Genomic DNA, 16174 nt, shown 5'->3' with positions numbered 1-16174 from the left:
ATGTAATCTTCTTGTGAACTACTTATAAATATAGTATATTATAACCTGGTTTCCCTGTCAAACAACCAACTAATTAAAAATAAAAAGTAGCTGTCACTGACAGCTACTTTTTCTAGTCCACTAAATGACAAGCTACAAAATGGCCTGCTTCTTGTTCAATAAACTCGGGCTCTTGTTGCTGGCAGATATCTGTAGCAAAAGGACATCTAGTATGGAAAGTACATCCTGTTGGAGGATCTATCGGGCTTGGCACATCCCCCTCTAAAATTATTCTATCTCGTTCAACCTCAGGGTCAGCAACAGGAATAGCTGATAACAGTGCTTTAGTATAAGGATGTAATGGATTATCATATAATTCATCCCTAGATGTTAATTCGGCCATCTTCCCTAGATACATCACTGCTACCCGATCACTAATATGGCGGACTACACTTAAATCATGAGCAATAAAAATATAAGTTAAATCCAATTCTTGTTGCAAATCCTCTAGTAAATTAAGCACCTGAGCCTGAATAGAAACATCTAAAGCAGATACTGGCTCATCACAAACGATGATCTTGGGATCCACTGCTAATGCTCTAGCAATTCCAATTCTTTGCCGTTGACCTCCACTAAATTCATGGGGATATCTTTCCGAATAATTAGTCTGGAGTCCTACCTTATCCAAAAGCTCTTTAACTCTTCTCTCTTTTTCTGGTCCACTAGCCAAACCATGAATCTCCATTGGTTCCCCAATTATCTCGCCTACTGTCATCCTAGGATTCAAGGATGCATAAGGATCCTGAAAGATCATTTGCATTTCTTTACGCAGATTCCGCATTTCTTGCTTAGGTAAGTCATGGATATTCTGACCTTCAAAGATCACTTCACCTTCTGTAGCCTCTAATAAACGCAATAAGACTTTACCTGTTGTTGATTTACCACAGCCTGATTCACCTACTAAGCCTAACGTCTCGCCTCTTTTAACAGCAAAATTCAATCCATCAACTGCTTGGACATCATTAACATGTCTATTAAAAATCCCACCTGTAATAGGAAAGTGTTTCTTTAAATTATTAACCTGAAGAATACTGTCTGTCATTCTATCACCTCCTACTCACTCTTAAGATCTAATTCCTGCCATCTCCAACATCTAACTACATGATCATCTTGGACAGTTTCTAATTGAGGTTCTTGTTCCCAACATTTATCTTGCACATAATCACATCGATTAGCAAATTTACAACCTTGCGGAAAACTAAACGGATCAGGCACTATCCCCTTAATTGGTTCTAACCGATGATCTTGACCTTTAATATGCGGGATAGAATTAATTAATCCTTTGGTATAAGGGTGTTCTGGATCTTTAAATAAGGTCTTAACCTCAGCTTGTTCTACAACTCGACCACCATACATAACTGCTACTTTATCTGCTACCTCAGCTATAACTCCTAAATCATGAGTAATCAACATAATAGCCGTATTAAATTCATCCTTTAGATCCTGCATTAACTCCAAAATTTGGGCTTGGATAGTTACATCTAAAGCTGTAGTCGGTTCATCTGCTATCAATAGCTCTGGATTACAAGATAAAGCCATAGCTATCATTACTCTCTGTCTCATTCCGCCACTTAACTGGTGGGGATGTTCAGTAACTCTTTCTTCTGGAGAAGGAATGCCTACTTTCTCCAGCATTGTAACTGCTTTATCCACAGCCTGTTCTTTTGTTATATCTTGGTGTAACTGCAATGTTTCTGCAATCTGATCTCCAATTGTATAGACCGGATTTAAAGAAGTCATTGGTTCCTGAAAAATCATTGAAATCTGATTCCCGCGAATTTCTCGGATCTCAGCAATTGACTTATCCAGCAAGTCTTCATTTTTAAACTTGATTTCTCCACCTGCTATCTCACCAGGAGGAGTGGGGATCAATTGCATAATTGAGGCAGCTGTTACACTCTTACCAGAACCTGACTCGCCTACTACCCCTAATGTCTCTCCGGTTTTAATATCCAAACTAACTCCATCTACTGCTTTTACTGTTCCTTGATCAGTATGAAAATAAGTCTGTAACTGGTTAATATCTAAAATGGTATCTGACATCTTCTCCCCTCCTAATCCTTCATCTTAGGATCTAAGGCATCCCTTAGTCCATCACCAAATAGATTAAAGCCTAACACTGTAATCATAATTGCTGCTCCGGGAATTAACATCATTCTAGGTTCGCCTCTTAAAAACTGACGCCCAGTATTGATCATTAGTCCCCAACTTGGTTCTGGCGGTTGAGCACCTAATCCTAAGAAACTCAATCCTGCTTCAGATAAAATTGCTCCGGCTACTCCTAAAGTAACAGTTACAATAATCGGAGCTAAACAATTAGGAAGCAGATGCTTAAAGATGACTCTAAAGTCAGATGCTCCCAAAGATTGAGCTGCTTCAACATATTCTTCCTCTTTTAAGGACATAATTTGGCCTCGCACAATTCTAGCTAATCTAGGCCACCCAAGAATCCCTAAAGCTAGAACTACTTTATCTATTCCTGGATCCTGAAAGACAGACATAACAGCAATTACAAATAATAAAAAGGGAAAAGCTAAAAATACATTAATCAAATAAGAAACAAGATCATCAACTAAACCACCATAATAACCACCAATAGCCCCTAGGGTAATCCCAATAACTAGGGCAATCGCTTGCGTAGCAAAACCAACAAATAAAGAAATACGGGCTCCATAGATAATTCGACTAAAAATATCCCTACCTAACTTGTCTGTACCAAAGAGATGAGTCCAACTAGGTCCTTGCAAGGATAACTCCACTTTCCCATCCTCCATTACTGGTGAATAATAAGGATCATAGGGAGCAATTACTGGGGCCAAAGCTGCTACTATAAAGAGAAAAATAGTAACCCACAAACCAAGCATTGCTAGTTTATTCTTCTTCAGTCGCCGCCAAGCATCTCGCCAAACACTATGCACTTCAGCCTCTTTATCCTGTTTTGTCGCCTTTGTCGAATCTTGCTTTATCTCTCTTTGCGCCACATTAGTACCTCCTTTACTTAAATTTAATCATAGCGAATTCTAGGATCTAAAAAGCCATAACTGACATCAACTATTAAATTAATTACAATAAATATAGTTGCTAAGAATAAGACAGTTCCCTGGATTAAAGGAAAATCACGCTTCATTACAGCATCTACTGCCAAACGACCTAAGCCAGGCCAAGAGAAAGTAGTTTCCGTTAGTACTGCTCCTCCTAATAAAAAGCCTAACTGGGTTCCGATGACTGTAATCACAGGAATTAAAGCATTCCGTAAACCATGCTTTAAGATAACTACCTTTTCTGCTAAACCTTTGGCTCGAGCTGTCTTGATATAATCTTTATTAATTACTTCTAACATACTTGATCTAGTCATCCGCGCAATTCTAGCTGCTTGTAAACCTCCTAGAGCTACACTAGGCAAAATCAAGTGTTGCCAACTACCATATCCTCCTACAGGCAATAAATCTAAGTTTAAAGCGAAAATCCAGATTAAAATCATCCCTAAAAAGTAGACTGGCATAGAGATACCTACCATAGCAAATAACATAAAGAGATAATCCCAGATACTATTCGGGAATACAGCAGAGACAACACCAGCAGTGACTCCTACTAAAATAGCAAAAATCATCGCTCCTATAGTCAGCTGGGCTGTAGCCGGCACTCGCTCCATGATGATATCCAGCACAGGACGATTACTAGTAAAAGACTTACCAAAATCAAACTTAAATATTCTACCTACAAATCTAAAGTACTGCATGTACAACGGATCATTAAGGCCCATCTCTTCTCTGATCATCTCTATAGTATCTTCGTCGGCATGTTGGCCCATAGCAATTCGGACTGGATCACCAGGTACAAAGACAAAGTTAAGCAAAAAAGTTATAGTAGCAATTCCAATTAGAATAGGTACTATCATAAGAGTTCTTCTAACTATATAGGTCAGCACTATCTTCACCTCACTTTTATTTGTAAGAATAATTAAAATTTTATAAGAAAACATAGGTCAGTTATCTAAGTAAACTTATTATGAAATACTAAGATATTAGATCCCTCCTGCGCTATATTTTAACATAAACCTAACATCCATTAGCAAAATTCTATAATATAATAATTTTATCTTAGTTCTTATAGTTTGTCAAACCAGTCTTATCCAACATTATTTGGCTAGTTTATAGCTTATTTTCTGGTTTAAGAATCATAGATAAACTGATACCTGTGATAAACTTTAAGCACTTTATCAACATAACCTCTAGTCTGAGAAAAAGGGATCTTATCAATATTCTCCTCTTTTCCATCCCATTTATCAGTCTGTAACCACTGATCAACATTACTCCATCCTCCATTATAGGCTGCTAAAGTTATAGCTAGATTACCTTTAAACTTATCCTGTAACCAGTTCAAGTACCAACAACCATATTTAATATTCACCTTAGGATCATATAAATCAACAGCCTGAAAACTATCATCACCTATCATTTCAGCAATCCACCTGCCAGTTTCAGGCATAATCTGCATTAATCCTCTAGCCCCTTTATCAGAGGTAGCTTGAGGATCAAACTTGCTTTCTGTATAAATAATAGCTGCTATTAAATAAGGGTCCAAATCATAGTCGGCAGCTTCCTGAAATACAATATCCTGATATACAAAAGGATAAACTAATTTTAAAATAGCTTTATAATGTAAAATTAAAACAGTGAATAATAAAAGAACTAAACAGAACAACAAAATTTTTTTTAAGTTTAAGTACACTATTAACACTCCTAGCAAACGTAACATTTATCTGATTTATATGTTGATTACTATCTTCTTTATGCACCTTAAACTGTTATTTGAGCTCTTACTTGCTGCCAACTCTCTTTAACTTTCTGCTGTAATTCTTCTCTAGACCCTTGATTAGTAATAATCCGATCAGCATACTTCTTCTTTTCATCTAGTGGCATTTGAGAGTTTATCCTTTGTAGGGCGCTCTGGTAACTAAAATTTTCTCTAGCCATTAAACGTTTAACCTGCAGCTCCTGTGTTATATAGACTAACCAAATTCTATCAAATAGATCCATCATCTCGGCCTCAATTAAAAGAGGAACCTCCACAACAACTAATTTATCAGTAGCTATTTGCTCCATCTCTTCTTTGATTTGAGCAATAATAAACGGGTGAATGATCTCCTCTAACTTCTGCCGCAAGTGATCATTAGCAAAGACTACTTCCCCTAATTGTTTCCGATCAATCTGACCATTAGATAATCTTATTTCAGTCCCAAACTCGTCTCCAATCTGCTGTTGTAGTTGACTATTAGCATCTATTAACTGATGTGCAATCTTATCGGCATCTATAACTTCAACTCCCCATTCTCTTAACAAGTCTGCAACTGTACTCTTACCACTTGCAATTCCACCAGTCAATCCGATTCTCATTACTATCGCTCCTTTTTAAAATAATTTTGTTAATCCTAATAAAATTAGAATAATCCCCGGTAGTAATCTTATCTGCGGGCCAAACCGATTGATAGTTACCTGCTGCCCAATATATAATCCCCCAGTCAGTAAAGTGAATTTACAAATAGTTACCAATAAAGCACTTACTAACGGCTGATAACCTACCATAGCTGCCCCAATCCCTGCTCCAAAGGCATCTAACGCTAAAGCAACACCTAAAAAGACTGCCTCCTTGTTACTAATAGCTCCTGAATAATCCAGATCAGCTTTAACTGGCTTATGAAGGATATTAATAATCAACCCTAGTGATTCAATCTGTAAGCTAATAAGTTCTCTGGGACTTTGCTCTAATTCACTTCTCTTTTCAGTAGCCACCAAATTATGTAAGGAATCATAGAATAACCAGCCTCCGATCCCTACCAAAACTGCCCCACCTAACTTAGTCGTCCAGACAGGTGATAAGAATCGGCTTAATAGACTACCTAAACTCATAGCAAGTAAAATAGTAACTCCCGAAGCAATACTGATAATTAAGATAGCCCAGTAACTAATTTCTATCTTTTTTAAACCATAAGTAATCCCTGCTACAAATCCATCTAAACTAATAGCCAAAGCCAAAACAAATATAGCTGTTAAATTCATAGATTTCCCTCCCACTTAATACCTATAACTAGCATATGATCAGAGAGGGAGCTATGTGATTAAATGGCTGCTGACCACAAATTATAATACTCTTCAAGTTCTTCTTGGATGGTTTCGTATTCTGCAGTTAACTTAGTTACTTCCTCAGGATCAGTTCCAGCTTGATTTAACTTAGCTTCTATCTCTTCTAGCTTAGTTTCTAACTCCATAATCTTAGTTTCTAGCTCTGCAAAATCAATTTCTGGTTCACTATCAGATGTTGACTCCTGGTTAGCCTGTTGGTTACTTCTTGGCTCTTCCTCTGCTTGTTGCTTAGCCTTCTTTTGCGCTGCTAATTTTTGTTGGTATTCTTCGTAGTAAGCAGAATAATTGCCCTCATACTCAACTAAACTATTCTCTTCTAAAGCAAAAATTTGATCAACTAATTTATCTAGAAAGTAACGATCATGAGAGATAACTAACAGAGTACCAGGATAATTCTGTAGTGCTTCCTCTAGTCTTTCTTTAGATTTAATATCTAAGTGATTAGTAGGCTCATCTAATAATAATAAATTCAAATCTTGAATTGATAGTTTAGCTAACGTTAAGCGGGCCTTTTCTCCACCACTAAGGGTAGCTACTTGTTTAAAGACATCATCTCCTTGGAATAAAAAGGGACCTAAAATATCTCTAGCCTGACTATCTGTTATATTTTTTACTTTTTGTAATTCCTCAATTAAATTATAATCAGGATCTAAATCTGTATGCTCCTGGTCATAATATCCCAACTTAACTTTAGACCCTAGTTTAATTTGGCCTTGATCAACTTCCTCTCTACCTAGCAGTGATTTGAATAAAGTTGATTTTCCACTGCCATTAGGGCCAACTAAGGCTGTCTTCTGCCCGCGGTATAATTTAAAGCTGATCTCATCTAATACTAATTCATCAGGATAAGATTTAGTCAAATCAGTTACTTCTAAGACCTGCTCACCGCTGACAGTATCACAAGTAAATTCAATCTGCGGGTGACTAAGACTCGGTGGTGGGGGAATCTTCTCCATTTTATCTAACTTCTTTTGCCGGCCTCGAGCTTGTTTAGACTTTATCCCGGCTTTATACTTTCTGATAAAATCTTTCATCTCTTTAATCTTCTTCTGTTGTTGTTCGTACTCCCGCTGCCAAGTCAATAATCTATGTTCTTTTTCCGTAGTATAAAAAGAATAGTCTCCTTTATACTCCTCAAATCTCCCTTTTTCTAACTCCCAGATCCGATCAATTACCTGATTTAAAAAGTAACGATCATGAGAAATAATAACTACAGCCCCTGGATAATCAGCTAAATATCCTTCTAACCATTCTTTAGCAGCTAGATCAAGATGATTTGTTGGTTCATCTAGCAGTAATAGGTCAGGTTGCTGTAATAATAATTTTGCTAAAGCTGCTCTTGTCTTCTGGCCGCCACTAAAGTTAGCTAATTGCCTTGTAAAATCACTAGTACTAAACCCTAAACCTTTTAGTACCCCTTCTATCTGGCTTTCTATCTGATAACCATTATCAGCTTCGTATTCTTCGCGTAACCTACTGTAGCGTTTCATAACCTTATCCAACTCTGCCCCAGTAAGTTGGCCCATTTTAGTCTCTAACTCGGCCATTCTTTCTTCTAACTTAAATAAATCAGCAAACACACTTAACATAGTTTGGTAGAGAGTTGTTTCTAACTCTAGATCAAGATTCTGGGCCAAATATCCAATCTCTAAATGATTACTAGTAATCATTTCACCTTGATCAAGATACTCTTTCCCAGCTAAAATCCGGAGCAGAGTAGACTTACCTGTACCATTGGCCCCAATCAATCCAATCCGATCTTGCTTTTGAATCTGCAACGAAATATTCTGAAAAATTATCTGCTCTGGATACCGTTTACTTCCTTCTCGCAACTGTAAAAAAGACATATCTATTCCTCCTGACACTTAGGACAAAAATAAGAACTACGTCCGCCTACTTTAATTTTTTCTAACAGACTACCACACCGTTGACATTCTTCTCCTTCTCGATCATAAGCCCGCAGATGGTCCTGGTAACTGCCAGCCTGACCGCTAGCATCGACATAATCCCACTTAGTCGTCCCCCGATGTTCAATCCCTTCACTTAATACCTGCTTGATAGCTTTAAATAATCTCTCTATTTCTTGCTCCTCTAATTGATCAGCTGTCTGCAAAGGATGAATCTGAGCAATGAAAAGCGCCTCATCAACATAAATATTACCTAACCCAGCTAAAAACTTCTGATTTAAGAGTAAAGGTTTAATTCTGCCCCGCCGAGTAGAAATCATTTTCTTAAACTGCTCAAGGGTAAACTCTTCAGCTAATGGTTCAGGGCCTAGTTTAGTTAAACTGCCTGCATTAGTTAAGTCTTGGACTAAATAAGTCCTGGTAAACTTTCGTTTACTACCTAACCTTAATTCATCACCATCTTGAAACTTAAATAGAATATAATCATACTTATCTAACTCATCCTCTTGGCTAGCATAGACTAACCGCCCAGTCATCCTAAGATGAGTAACTAGTGAATAACCAGTATCCAACTCAATAATAATATATTTCCCTCTTCGTCTAACTTCTTCTATTCTACAACCTGGTAGGAGCTCTTGAAACTTCTCAGCGCTAGGATAAGCAATTAACTTTTCGTTCTTCACTTCTACTTGTGTGATTTCCTTCTCTAAAATAAAATCTTGTAGAGTATCCACTACTGTCTGTACTTCTGGCAGTTCAGGCATCTTAATTCCTCCAGTTTTATATAATTAACAGTTTATAATTTACAATTTACAGTTAAAATAAAATAAACAACCAAAATTATAATTCTTCTTCAGAAAAAATTTGCTCCCAAAGTTGAGGATGCTCCTGACGTAAAGAAACAGGTTTAAAATCATGATTAACAAAGGGATGAACTGTAGTAGCAGTTACTAATAACTCTTCTTCATTATATACTTGGTACTCAAAAGTTATTGTAACCCGTTTTAGCTTTTTAATTTTGACAATTATTGTTATTAAATCATCATACTGAGCTGGTCGGTGGTAGTTACAATTAACTTCAGAAACAGGAAGTAAGACCCCTGCCTCTTCTAACTGACTATAACTAACTCCTTGCTGGCGGAGATATTCTGTTCTAGCTACCTCTAACCAGTGAAGATAATTAGCATGATGGACTACCCCCATCTGATCTGTTTCACAGTATCTAACTCGCAACTGATGTGTATATTCAGCCATTAAACTCTCCTTTCCCTAACAAAATACTTTTTCTGTTAAAGCCACTAATTTATTATAGTTTAAACTTTCTTTTCTAGAAATCAAAGTACATTCCTGAAGATGTTCTTCTCGCCAGGAATTCCATTTATCATAGATATCTGTTACATTATTGATTAGCACATTTACTTCTGATAATTTTTTCATTCCTAACTTATGAAAGTTCGCTGAACCTATAAAGAAAGCCCGCCTATCTAGGCACATAAACTTAGAATGAACCATTCTGTCTGATAAATAAACCTTAAGATTCGAATTAGTCTCAGCAATCAACTTCTCTAATACACGTTGGTTTAAAGCCTGTTGAACATTGGCTTCCTTAGAGGTTATGATAGTTACATTAACCCCTCGGTGGGTAAGTTCAATAATCTTATCTGTAATATCCGGATCCCCAAAATAAGCCATCTCGATATCTACTCTATAATTTGCTTGATCTAGTAAGTCTAATACTTTCGGTTTGATCTCATAACAATTCTGCTCCCGAAGATTAAAGTAAAACTCAAGATCTTGATTATCAGCAGGAAGCTGGTTACCAGCTAATCGCTCTGTAAAATAAGCAATTAACTGGTCACCAGCAAGTTTAATCATATAGTCTTCATACTTTTTTCCTTGACTATCATGATTCTTATCTCCAATATTCATCCCACCTAAAATCAATACTTCCTGATCAAAGACAAAGAATTTAGAATGGTCATAGCGCTCCTGGTTAAATTTAATTGTAATCTGCTCATGCTCTAACATCCGATGTAATCTTTTATTGACAACCTGCTTTTTAGAACATTTATTATCCCTATAGTATAATAGAGATAAAATACACTCTTTAATAGACAAACAAATATCCTTTTGTTTATGGAAAAAACTCTGCTTTTGCTGTTCTATTTTCTCAAATACAGAACCAGCTTTATCCTTGACAATCTCTACTGTAACTCCTCTATCAGCAGCTTTAAGCAGCTCTTCGGCTAGCAAATTCCCAATATTATCATCACGCCAGATATACATGCAGATATAGATCGAATCCTCGGCTGTTCTAATCTGGTGAATTATTTCTGAAAAAGCTTCTGTATCATTAATCAATAATTCTTTCTCCATTGTTAATACCTGCCTCCATAAACTAAGTAAAGTTTTTAGTTCTAGTTAATTGCCACTAATAGATAACTCCTTAACCTTAAAAGTGGGACTCCCAAAGGAACCAAGCATCGGATTAAAAGTCAAATCACTCCCCAATTGTTCTATATCTTGTAAAAAGTCAATTAAGTTACCTGCAATTGTGATTTCACTAACTGGCTGGGCAATCTCTCCCTCTTTAATCCACTGACCTGTAGCCCCAACAGAGAAATCACCGGAAATAGGATTGGCCCCTCCAGTTACTAAACCAGAAACTTTATGGACATAAAATCCATTTTCTACTCCAGCTATAATATCTTTAGGTTCTGTATCACCTGGAGCTAAATAAAAGTTACTAGCTGAAACACTAGGAATTCCTTTGTAACCACCTCGGTTACCATTTCCTGTAGACTCTACTCCCTCTTTATAAGCTGTATAAGTATCATATAAATAATTAGTTAAGACCCCATCTTTAATTAACTCCGTAGCTGAACAAGGTACTCCTTCATCATCAAAGGGAGCAGTAGCTAATCCTTCCTCTAAGGTACCATCGTCAATAATATTTACCTCTGGCGCAGCTACTTGTTGTTTTAATTTATCAGCAAATAAAGACCTCCCCTTTTGGACTGCTTCAGCTGTTAGAGCTTGGGCCAACACATACATAAACATACTTCCTATCTCTGGCGTAAAGACAACTGGAGCTTGCTGGGAAGTAACTGGCTGACCTCCTAATAACTTAATAGCATTTTCGCTAGCTTCCTGACCTTTAGCAACTGGGTCTAGCTCCTTTAAAGTATCACCATAAGCAATAGCAGTTCCGGTCTGTTGTTCTGTTTCATTTTTAGCCAGCACATATAGATAGGCATAACAACCATTGCCCCGATAACTCTCATCCAATCCCTGCGAGGTAACAATTCTAATCTCTGTATCATAGTCTCCATAGTTAACATTAATAACTGAATCAATCTGGTTACTATAATCTAAAGCTGCCTCTTCCATCTGTAAGGCTAAATCAATCTTAGCTTCAAGCTTAGTCTCCTCTAACTTAGAATTATAAATCTTAAGCTCCGGATAGTCAAAGTTACCTTCTGGTAATTGGCGATTTTCATCTGCAGTAGCAAACTGAGCATTAGCAATTGCTTCAGCAATTACTTCCTCTAAGGCATCAGCTCTAAAGTCAGCTGTATAAGCAAATCCCATCTGATTATTCTTAAAGACTCTAATACCTAAACCTCTAGCATGAGAAGATTCTAAAGATTCAACCTGCCCATTATAAACTTTTAAATCATTTCGTTGTGATTTCTGATAATAAAGCTCTACTTCATCTGCACCTTGATCTTGGGCTTGAGCTACTAATCCAGCTAAATCTAACTCGTCCATAATTATTCACCTTTCCTTTCTGTACCACCAACAGTAATCTGATCAACTAATAAAGTCGGTTGCCCTACTGCTGCCGGGATACTTTGACCACCTTTACCACACATCCCTGGGGCCAACTCCAAATCATTACCGACCATCGAAATATTCTGGAGTACATCTATTCCGGTACCAACTAAAGTAGCACCTCTAACTGGTCTATCAAGCTGACCATTTTTAATTAAATATCCTTCAGCTACTGTAAAGACGAATTCTCCTGTAGCCGGTTCTACCTGGCCCCCACTTAGCTTCTTAGCATATAATCCATCATCAACTGCAGAGACTATTTTATCTGGATCACTTTCCCCAGGACTAATAAAGGTATTAGTCATCCGCGGTAGTGGTAAATTACGATAGGAACTTCTTCTGCCGTTACCAGTTGATCTTCTTTCTTCATTCTTAGCTCGTTTTCTATCATACATATAATCCTGTAGAATACCATCTTTAATTAAAACTGTTCGCTGGGCTGGAGCACCTTCATCATCAACATTAAAAGAACCCCAAGCATTCTGGACTGTAGCATCATCAACTGCTGTGACTACCGAAGAAGCAACTTGTTCTCCTACTTGATCAGCAAAGACAGAAGATCCTTTTTCAATAGCATCTGCCTCTAAACCATGGCCACAGGCTTCATGGAATAACACCCCACCAAAACTATTATTGATTACAACTGGCATCTGCCCCGAAGGAGCTGGATCAGCATCTAACATCGTTACAGCTTCTCTAGCAGCCTCCTGACCTATAGAGCGGGGGTCAGATTCTGAAAATACCTCAAATCCTTTGTGTAAGCCTGGCCCTTCTGTACCTGTCTCAATTCTACTTCCATCACTAGCTACTGCTTTAACGCGCATTCTAGTTCTAATTCGTTCATCTTCTACTAGTAAGCCCTCTGAATTAGCAATCTGGACTTGTTGTTGATAATCATAGTAACTAATCTGAACTTGCTTTATGCTAGTAGCATACTCTAGAGCAGCTGCATTAGCTTCTGTTACATAATCCACTTTCTTCTTTTTGGCCACCTGATCAGGTCTGATCTCAATTGGATGGCTATTTGGAACCTGTTTAGTAGTTAAATCACTAACAGTTATCTGCTGATCGCCTTGGCTTGCTAAACCAGCCACCTTAGCTGTCTCTAACAGAGAATCTTTGCTTAAATTATCAGTATAGGCATAAGAAATCTGCTGCCCACTTAAGACTCTAACTCCAACTCCCAGATCATAACCAGTCTTAACCCGTTCTAGATTTGAGTCTTCTAAACTTAGAGCATTACTCTTTTTATTCTCCCAAAAGACTTCTGCAAAATCACCACCTGCTTGTAAGGCAGTATTTAAAATCTGCTCTATCAATTTCTGAGATAGCATTAAATCAACTCCCTTCGGACAATCGATTTACAGTTTTCCAAATGTATCACTTATAGTTTACTAGGCAAGAGTTTTCTCACTTCCTAAATTTTTTCAAACTCATCTACAGCTCACTGCTTAAAAATAAGGCTAACCTAATTTAATGTCCTCCAAATTAGGCAATCCAAGCCTTATTTTTACTCCAGCTCGCTAAGATTCGTTACTAAAAAAATTCAAATGTCGTTGTGAAAATCTTACCTAGTAATTGCAAAAGATGTATTTCAACAAAAATTACTTGGAAATAGCTCATAATTATATTGCTTACTCAATTTCCTCCATCTGATCCCAGTTGGCCCCTAGCTTAGCATCAACTTTAAGGGGCACATCTAAATCAACTGTCTGCTCCATCTGCCCAGTAACTAATTCTGTTACTTCTTCAATCTCTTGCTCAGGTACTTCTAGAACTAACTCATCATGCACCTGTAATAAAATATCACTGGCTAAATCTTGTTCTGCTAAAGCATCAGCTACATCAATCATTGCTAATTTCATAATATCAGCTGCACTACCTTGGATAGGAGTATTAATTGCTGTTCTTTCGGCAAACTGGCGTTTATGATAATTACGACTATTGATTTCCGGTAAATATCGTTTGCGATCAAAGATAGTTGTTACATAGCCTTGTTCTTTAGCTTGTGTAATTGTCTTATCAATATACTCTTTAACCTGCGGATAACGACTAAAGTAGAGTTCAATATACTCTTTAGCTTCGCGGTTGCTAATATCTAAACGATCAGCCAGCCCCCAATCACTAATTCCATAAGCAATCCCAAAATTAACTGCTTTAGCCTTCCGCCGAGTCTGGTCAGTACAGATCCCAAATAACTCTTTAGCTGTTTGCGTATGAATATCTAAATCCTGCTGATAAGCTGCTTGTAACCTCTCATCCTGGGAAATATGGGCCAACACTCTTAGCTCAACTTGAGAGTAGTCAGCTGCTAATAACTTCTTCCCTTCTGGAGCTACAAATACTCGTCTGATCTTGCGTCCTTCTTCAGTCCGAATAGGAATATTCTGGAGATTAGGTTCTGTACTACTTAGCCGACCAGTAGCAGTAATCCGCTGATTAAAGTTAGTATGTATCCGACCTGTGGCTTGATTAATATAATCCTCAAGTGGATCCACATAAGTTGACTTTAACTTAGTAAAACTGCGGTAATCAGAGATCAAAGGAATGATCTCGTGCTTGCCTTCTAATTTATCCAATACTTCTGCACTAGTTGAATAATTACCAGTACTAGTCTTTTTAATCACTGGTAACTCTAATTTTTCAAATAAAATTTTTCCTAATTGCTGCGGCGAATTAAGATTAAATTCTTCCCCAGCTAAGTTATAAGCTTCCTGTTCTAAATCTTTGATTTTACTCTCTAGCTCCTGGGATAACTTAATTAATTCCTCTTTACTCACCTGAATACCTTTTAACTCTACTTGAGCTAAGATCCTAACTAATGGTAATTCAATCTCTTCAAATAGCTCTAATAGATTATTTTCCTCTAATTTAGAGATCATCTTATCCTCTAGAGCAAATAAAGAATTAAGCTGTACCGCCAGTAGCTCTCTTCCTTCTACTTCAGGCAATGATTTCTGTAACTGCCCTTTGATTACTGCTAAGAGATCATCCTTTTCTTGACTAGGATGTAATAAGTAATCAGCCAGTAATGGTTCAAAGGCTAACTTGAAGTCAGTTATTCCCTGTTGTAATAAATACCTCAATTCTTCTTTAGCCTGATACATCATTAATTTCTTATCAACTATAGTAGCTGCTAAGTAATCTAGTAATTCTTCTTCCTCTAAATCCAGATAATATGTCTGCTCTGGAGTCCCAACTACTACTCCTTGTAATTCTTGGTCTAACTTAGCTCCTGTTAAATCAAGCTTTAAGGCTATTTTAGGAGGTAAAGTAAGTTCTTCTAACTGAGCTTGAGTCTCGACCTTTTTTAAATCCACACTAGCTAAACTTTCATGACCACCTAAATAAGATAATAGACTATTGAATTCCAAATCAGTAAATAAATCATAAGCTGCTTTAGTATTTAAGTCAGATAAAACTAGCTCTGCAAAATCAATCTCTAGCTGACAATCCACTTTAATGGTAGCTAATCGTTTACTTAATCTTGCTGTATCACCTTGGGCTCGTAACTTCTCTTTTCTTTTCTTGCCCCCTACTTGATCAATATTACTTAAGACTCCTTCTAAAGTAGTAAATTCTTTCAGTAACTTAGTAGAAGTCTTATCTCCGATACCATCTACTCCAGGTATATTATCTGACTTATCGCCCATCAAGGCCTTCTTATCAACTAATTGGTAAGGCTCTAATTCATAGTCTTCTCTAAATTGAGCTAAATTATAATCAACTATATTACTAATTCCTCGTTTAGTATACATCACTCTAATATTCTCATCAATTAGTTGTAAAGCATCCCGGTCACCAGTTACAATAGTTACTTGGTAACCTGCCTGGGCTGCTTCCTTAGCCAAAGTACCAATCAAATCATCAGCTTCTAGTCCCTCTATTTCAAAAGTAGGAATCTCTAAAGAATTTAATACCTCTTTAGCCAACCCAAACTGATGTTTTAATTTATCTGGTGTTTCTTTCCGATTTGCTTTATACTCCTCATATTCTTCATGTCTAAAAGTAGCTCCTGGCGCATCAAAAGCCACCCCTAATAAATCAGGTTCCTGTTTATCAATCAAACTTAGTAACATTCTAGTAAAACCAAAAACAGCATTGGTTACTGTCCCCTCTGCTGTAGTTAATGTATCTGGTAAAGCATAAAAAGCACGATAAGTTAAACTATTTCCATCTAGCAGATATAACTCTTCTGTCGACATTTTGTGACCTCCTTCGTATTGTTTATTATTCAGTAAAAAGATAAAA

The 16174-nt window shown here is 37.1% G+C and carries 14 protein-coding genes; all 14 read right to left on the bottom strand.

The annotated features are described in order from the left end of the window. Positions 1 to 112: 112 nt before the first annotated feature. On the bottom strand, positions 113 to 1081 hold the full coding sequence (locus ACYQ3D_RS07235) for an ABC transporter ATP-binding protein (RefSeq protein ID WP_459837436.1): 969 nt from the start codon (positions 1079 to 1081) through the stop codon (positions 113 to 115). 11 nt (positions 1082 to 1092) lie between these two features. Continuing rightward, the gene (locus tag ACYQ3D_RS07230; protein WP_459837434.1) at positions 1093 to 2082 is read right to left on the bottom strand and encodes an ABC transporter ATP-binding protein; all 990 of its coding nucleotides are present in this window, start codon (positions 2080 to 2082) and stop codon (positions 1093 to 1095) included. A gap of 11 nt (positions 2083 to 2093) precedes the next feature. After that, a complete protein-coding gene (locus ACYQ3D_RS07225) occupies positions 2094 to 3020 on the bottom strand; it encodes an ABC transporter permease (protein ID WP_459837433.1) in 927 nt (308 codons plus the stop codon). Between the two features lie 23 nt (positions 3021 to 3043). Further along, positions 3044 to 3967, bottom strand: coding sequence for a nickel ABC transporter permease (gene nikB, locus ACYQ3D_RS07220; protein ID WP_459837432.1), 924 nt, complete (start codon positions 3965 to 3967; stop codon positions 3044 to 3046). Between the two features lie 242 nt (positions 3968 to 4209). After that, a complete protein-coding gene (locus ACYQ3D_RS07215; protein WP_459837430.1) occupies positions 4210 to 4770 on the bottom strand; it encodes a lytic transglycosylase domain-containing protein in 561 nt (186 codons plus the stop codon). 68 nt (positions 4771 to 4838) lie between these two features. Next, on the bottom strand, positions 4839 to 5435 hold the full coding sequence (gene coaE / locus ACYQ3D_RS07210; protein ID WP_459837428.1) for a dephospho-CoA kinase: 597 nt from the start codon (positions 5433 to 5435) through the stop codon (positions 4839 to 4841). A 15-nt stretch (positions 5436 to 5450) separates the two neighbouring features. After that, the gene (gene ytaF, locus ACYQ3D_RS07205; protein ID WP_459837427.1) at positions 5451 to 6098 is read right to left on the bottom strand and encodes a sporulation membrane protein YtaF; all 648 of its coding nucleotides are present in this window, start codon (positions 6096 to 6098) and stop codon (positions 5451 to 5453) included. Positions 6099 to 6157: 59 nt separating this feature from the next. Continuing rightward, complete coding sequence (locus ACYQ3D_RS07200; RefSeq protein ID WP_459837425.1) at positions 6158 to 8029, bottom strand: ABC-F family ATP-binding cassette domain-containing protein; 1872 nt, start codon at positions 8027 to 8029, stop codon at positions 6158 to 6160. 2 nt (positions 8030 to 8031) lie between these two features. Further along, positions 8032 to 8853, bottom strand: coding sequence for a DNA-formamidopyrimidine glycosylase (gene mutM, locus ACYQ3D_RS07195; protein WP_459837424.1), 822 nt, complete (start codon positions 8851 to 8853; stop codon positions 8032 to 8034). Between the two features lie 76 nt (positions 8854 to 8929). Then, positions 8930 to 9343: an acyl-CoA thioesterase gene (locus ACYQ3D_RS07190; protein WP_459837423.1), complete on the bottom strand. Its 414-nt coding sequence runs from the start codon at positions 9341 to 9343 to the stop codon at positions 8930 to 8932. 15 nt (positions 9344 to 9358) lie between these two features. Then, the gene (locus ACYQ3D_RS07185; RefSeq protein WP_459837421.1) at positions 9359 to 10465 is read right to left on the bottom strand and encodes a phospholipase D-like domain-containing protein; all 1107 of its coding nucleotides are present in this window, start codon (positions 10463 to 10465) and stop codon (positions 9359 to 9361) included. 45 nt (positions 10466 to 10510) lie between these two features. Continuing rightward, a complete protein-coding gene (locus tag ACYQ3D_RS07180; RefSeq protein ID WP_459837420.1) occupies positions 10511 to 11860 on the bottom strand; it encodes a TldD/PmbA family protein in 1350 nt (449 codons plus the stop codon). A gap of 2 nt (positions 11861 to 11862) precedes the next feature. Then, the gene (locus ACYQ3D_RS07175) at positions 11863 to 13257 is read right to left on the bottom strand and encodes a TldD/PmbA family protein (protein WP_459837418.1); all 1395 of its coding nucleotides are present in this window, start codon (positions 13255 to 13257) and stop codon (positions 11863 to 11865) included. Between the two features lie 300 nt (positions 13258 to 13557). Further along, the gene (polA, locus tag ACYQ3D_RS07170; protein WP_459837417.1) at positions 13558 to 16128 is read right to left on the bottom strand and encodes a DNA polymerase I; all 2571 of its coding nucleotides are present in this window, start codon (positions 16126 to 16128) and stop codon (positions 13558 to 13560) included. Between the last annotated feature and the right edge of the window lie 46 nt (positions 16129 to 16174).

The sequence above is a fragment of the Halanaerobaculum tunisiense genome, from assembly GCF_054657635.1.
The sequence above is the reverse complement of the archived record's forward strand: the minus strand, read 5'-3'. Positions and strand labels throughout refer to the sequence as shown.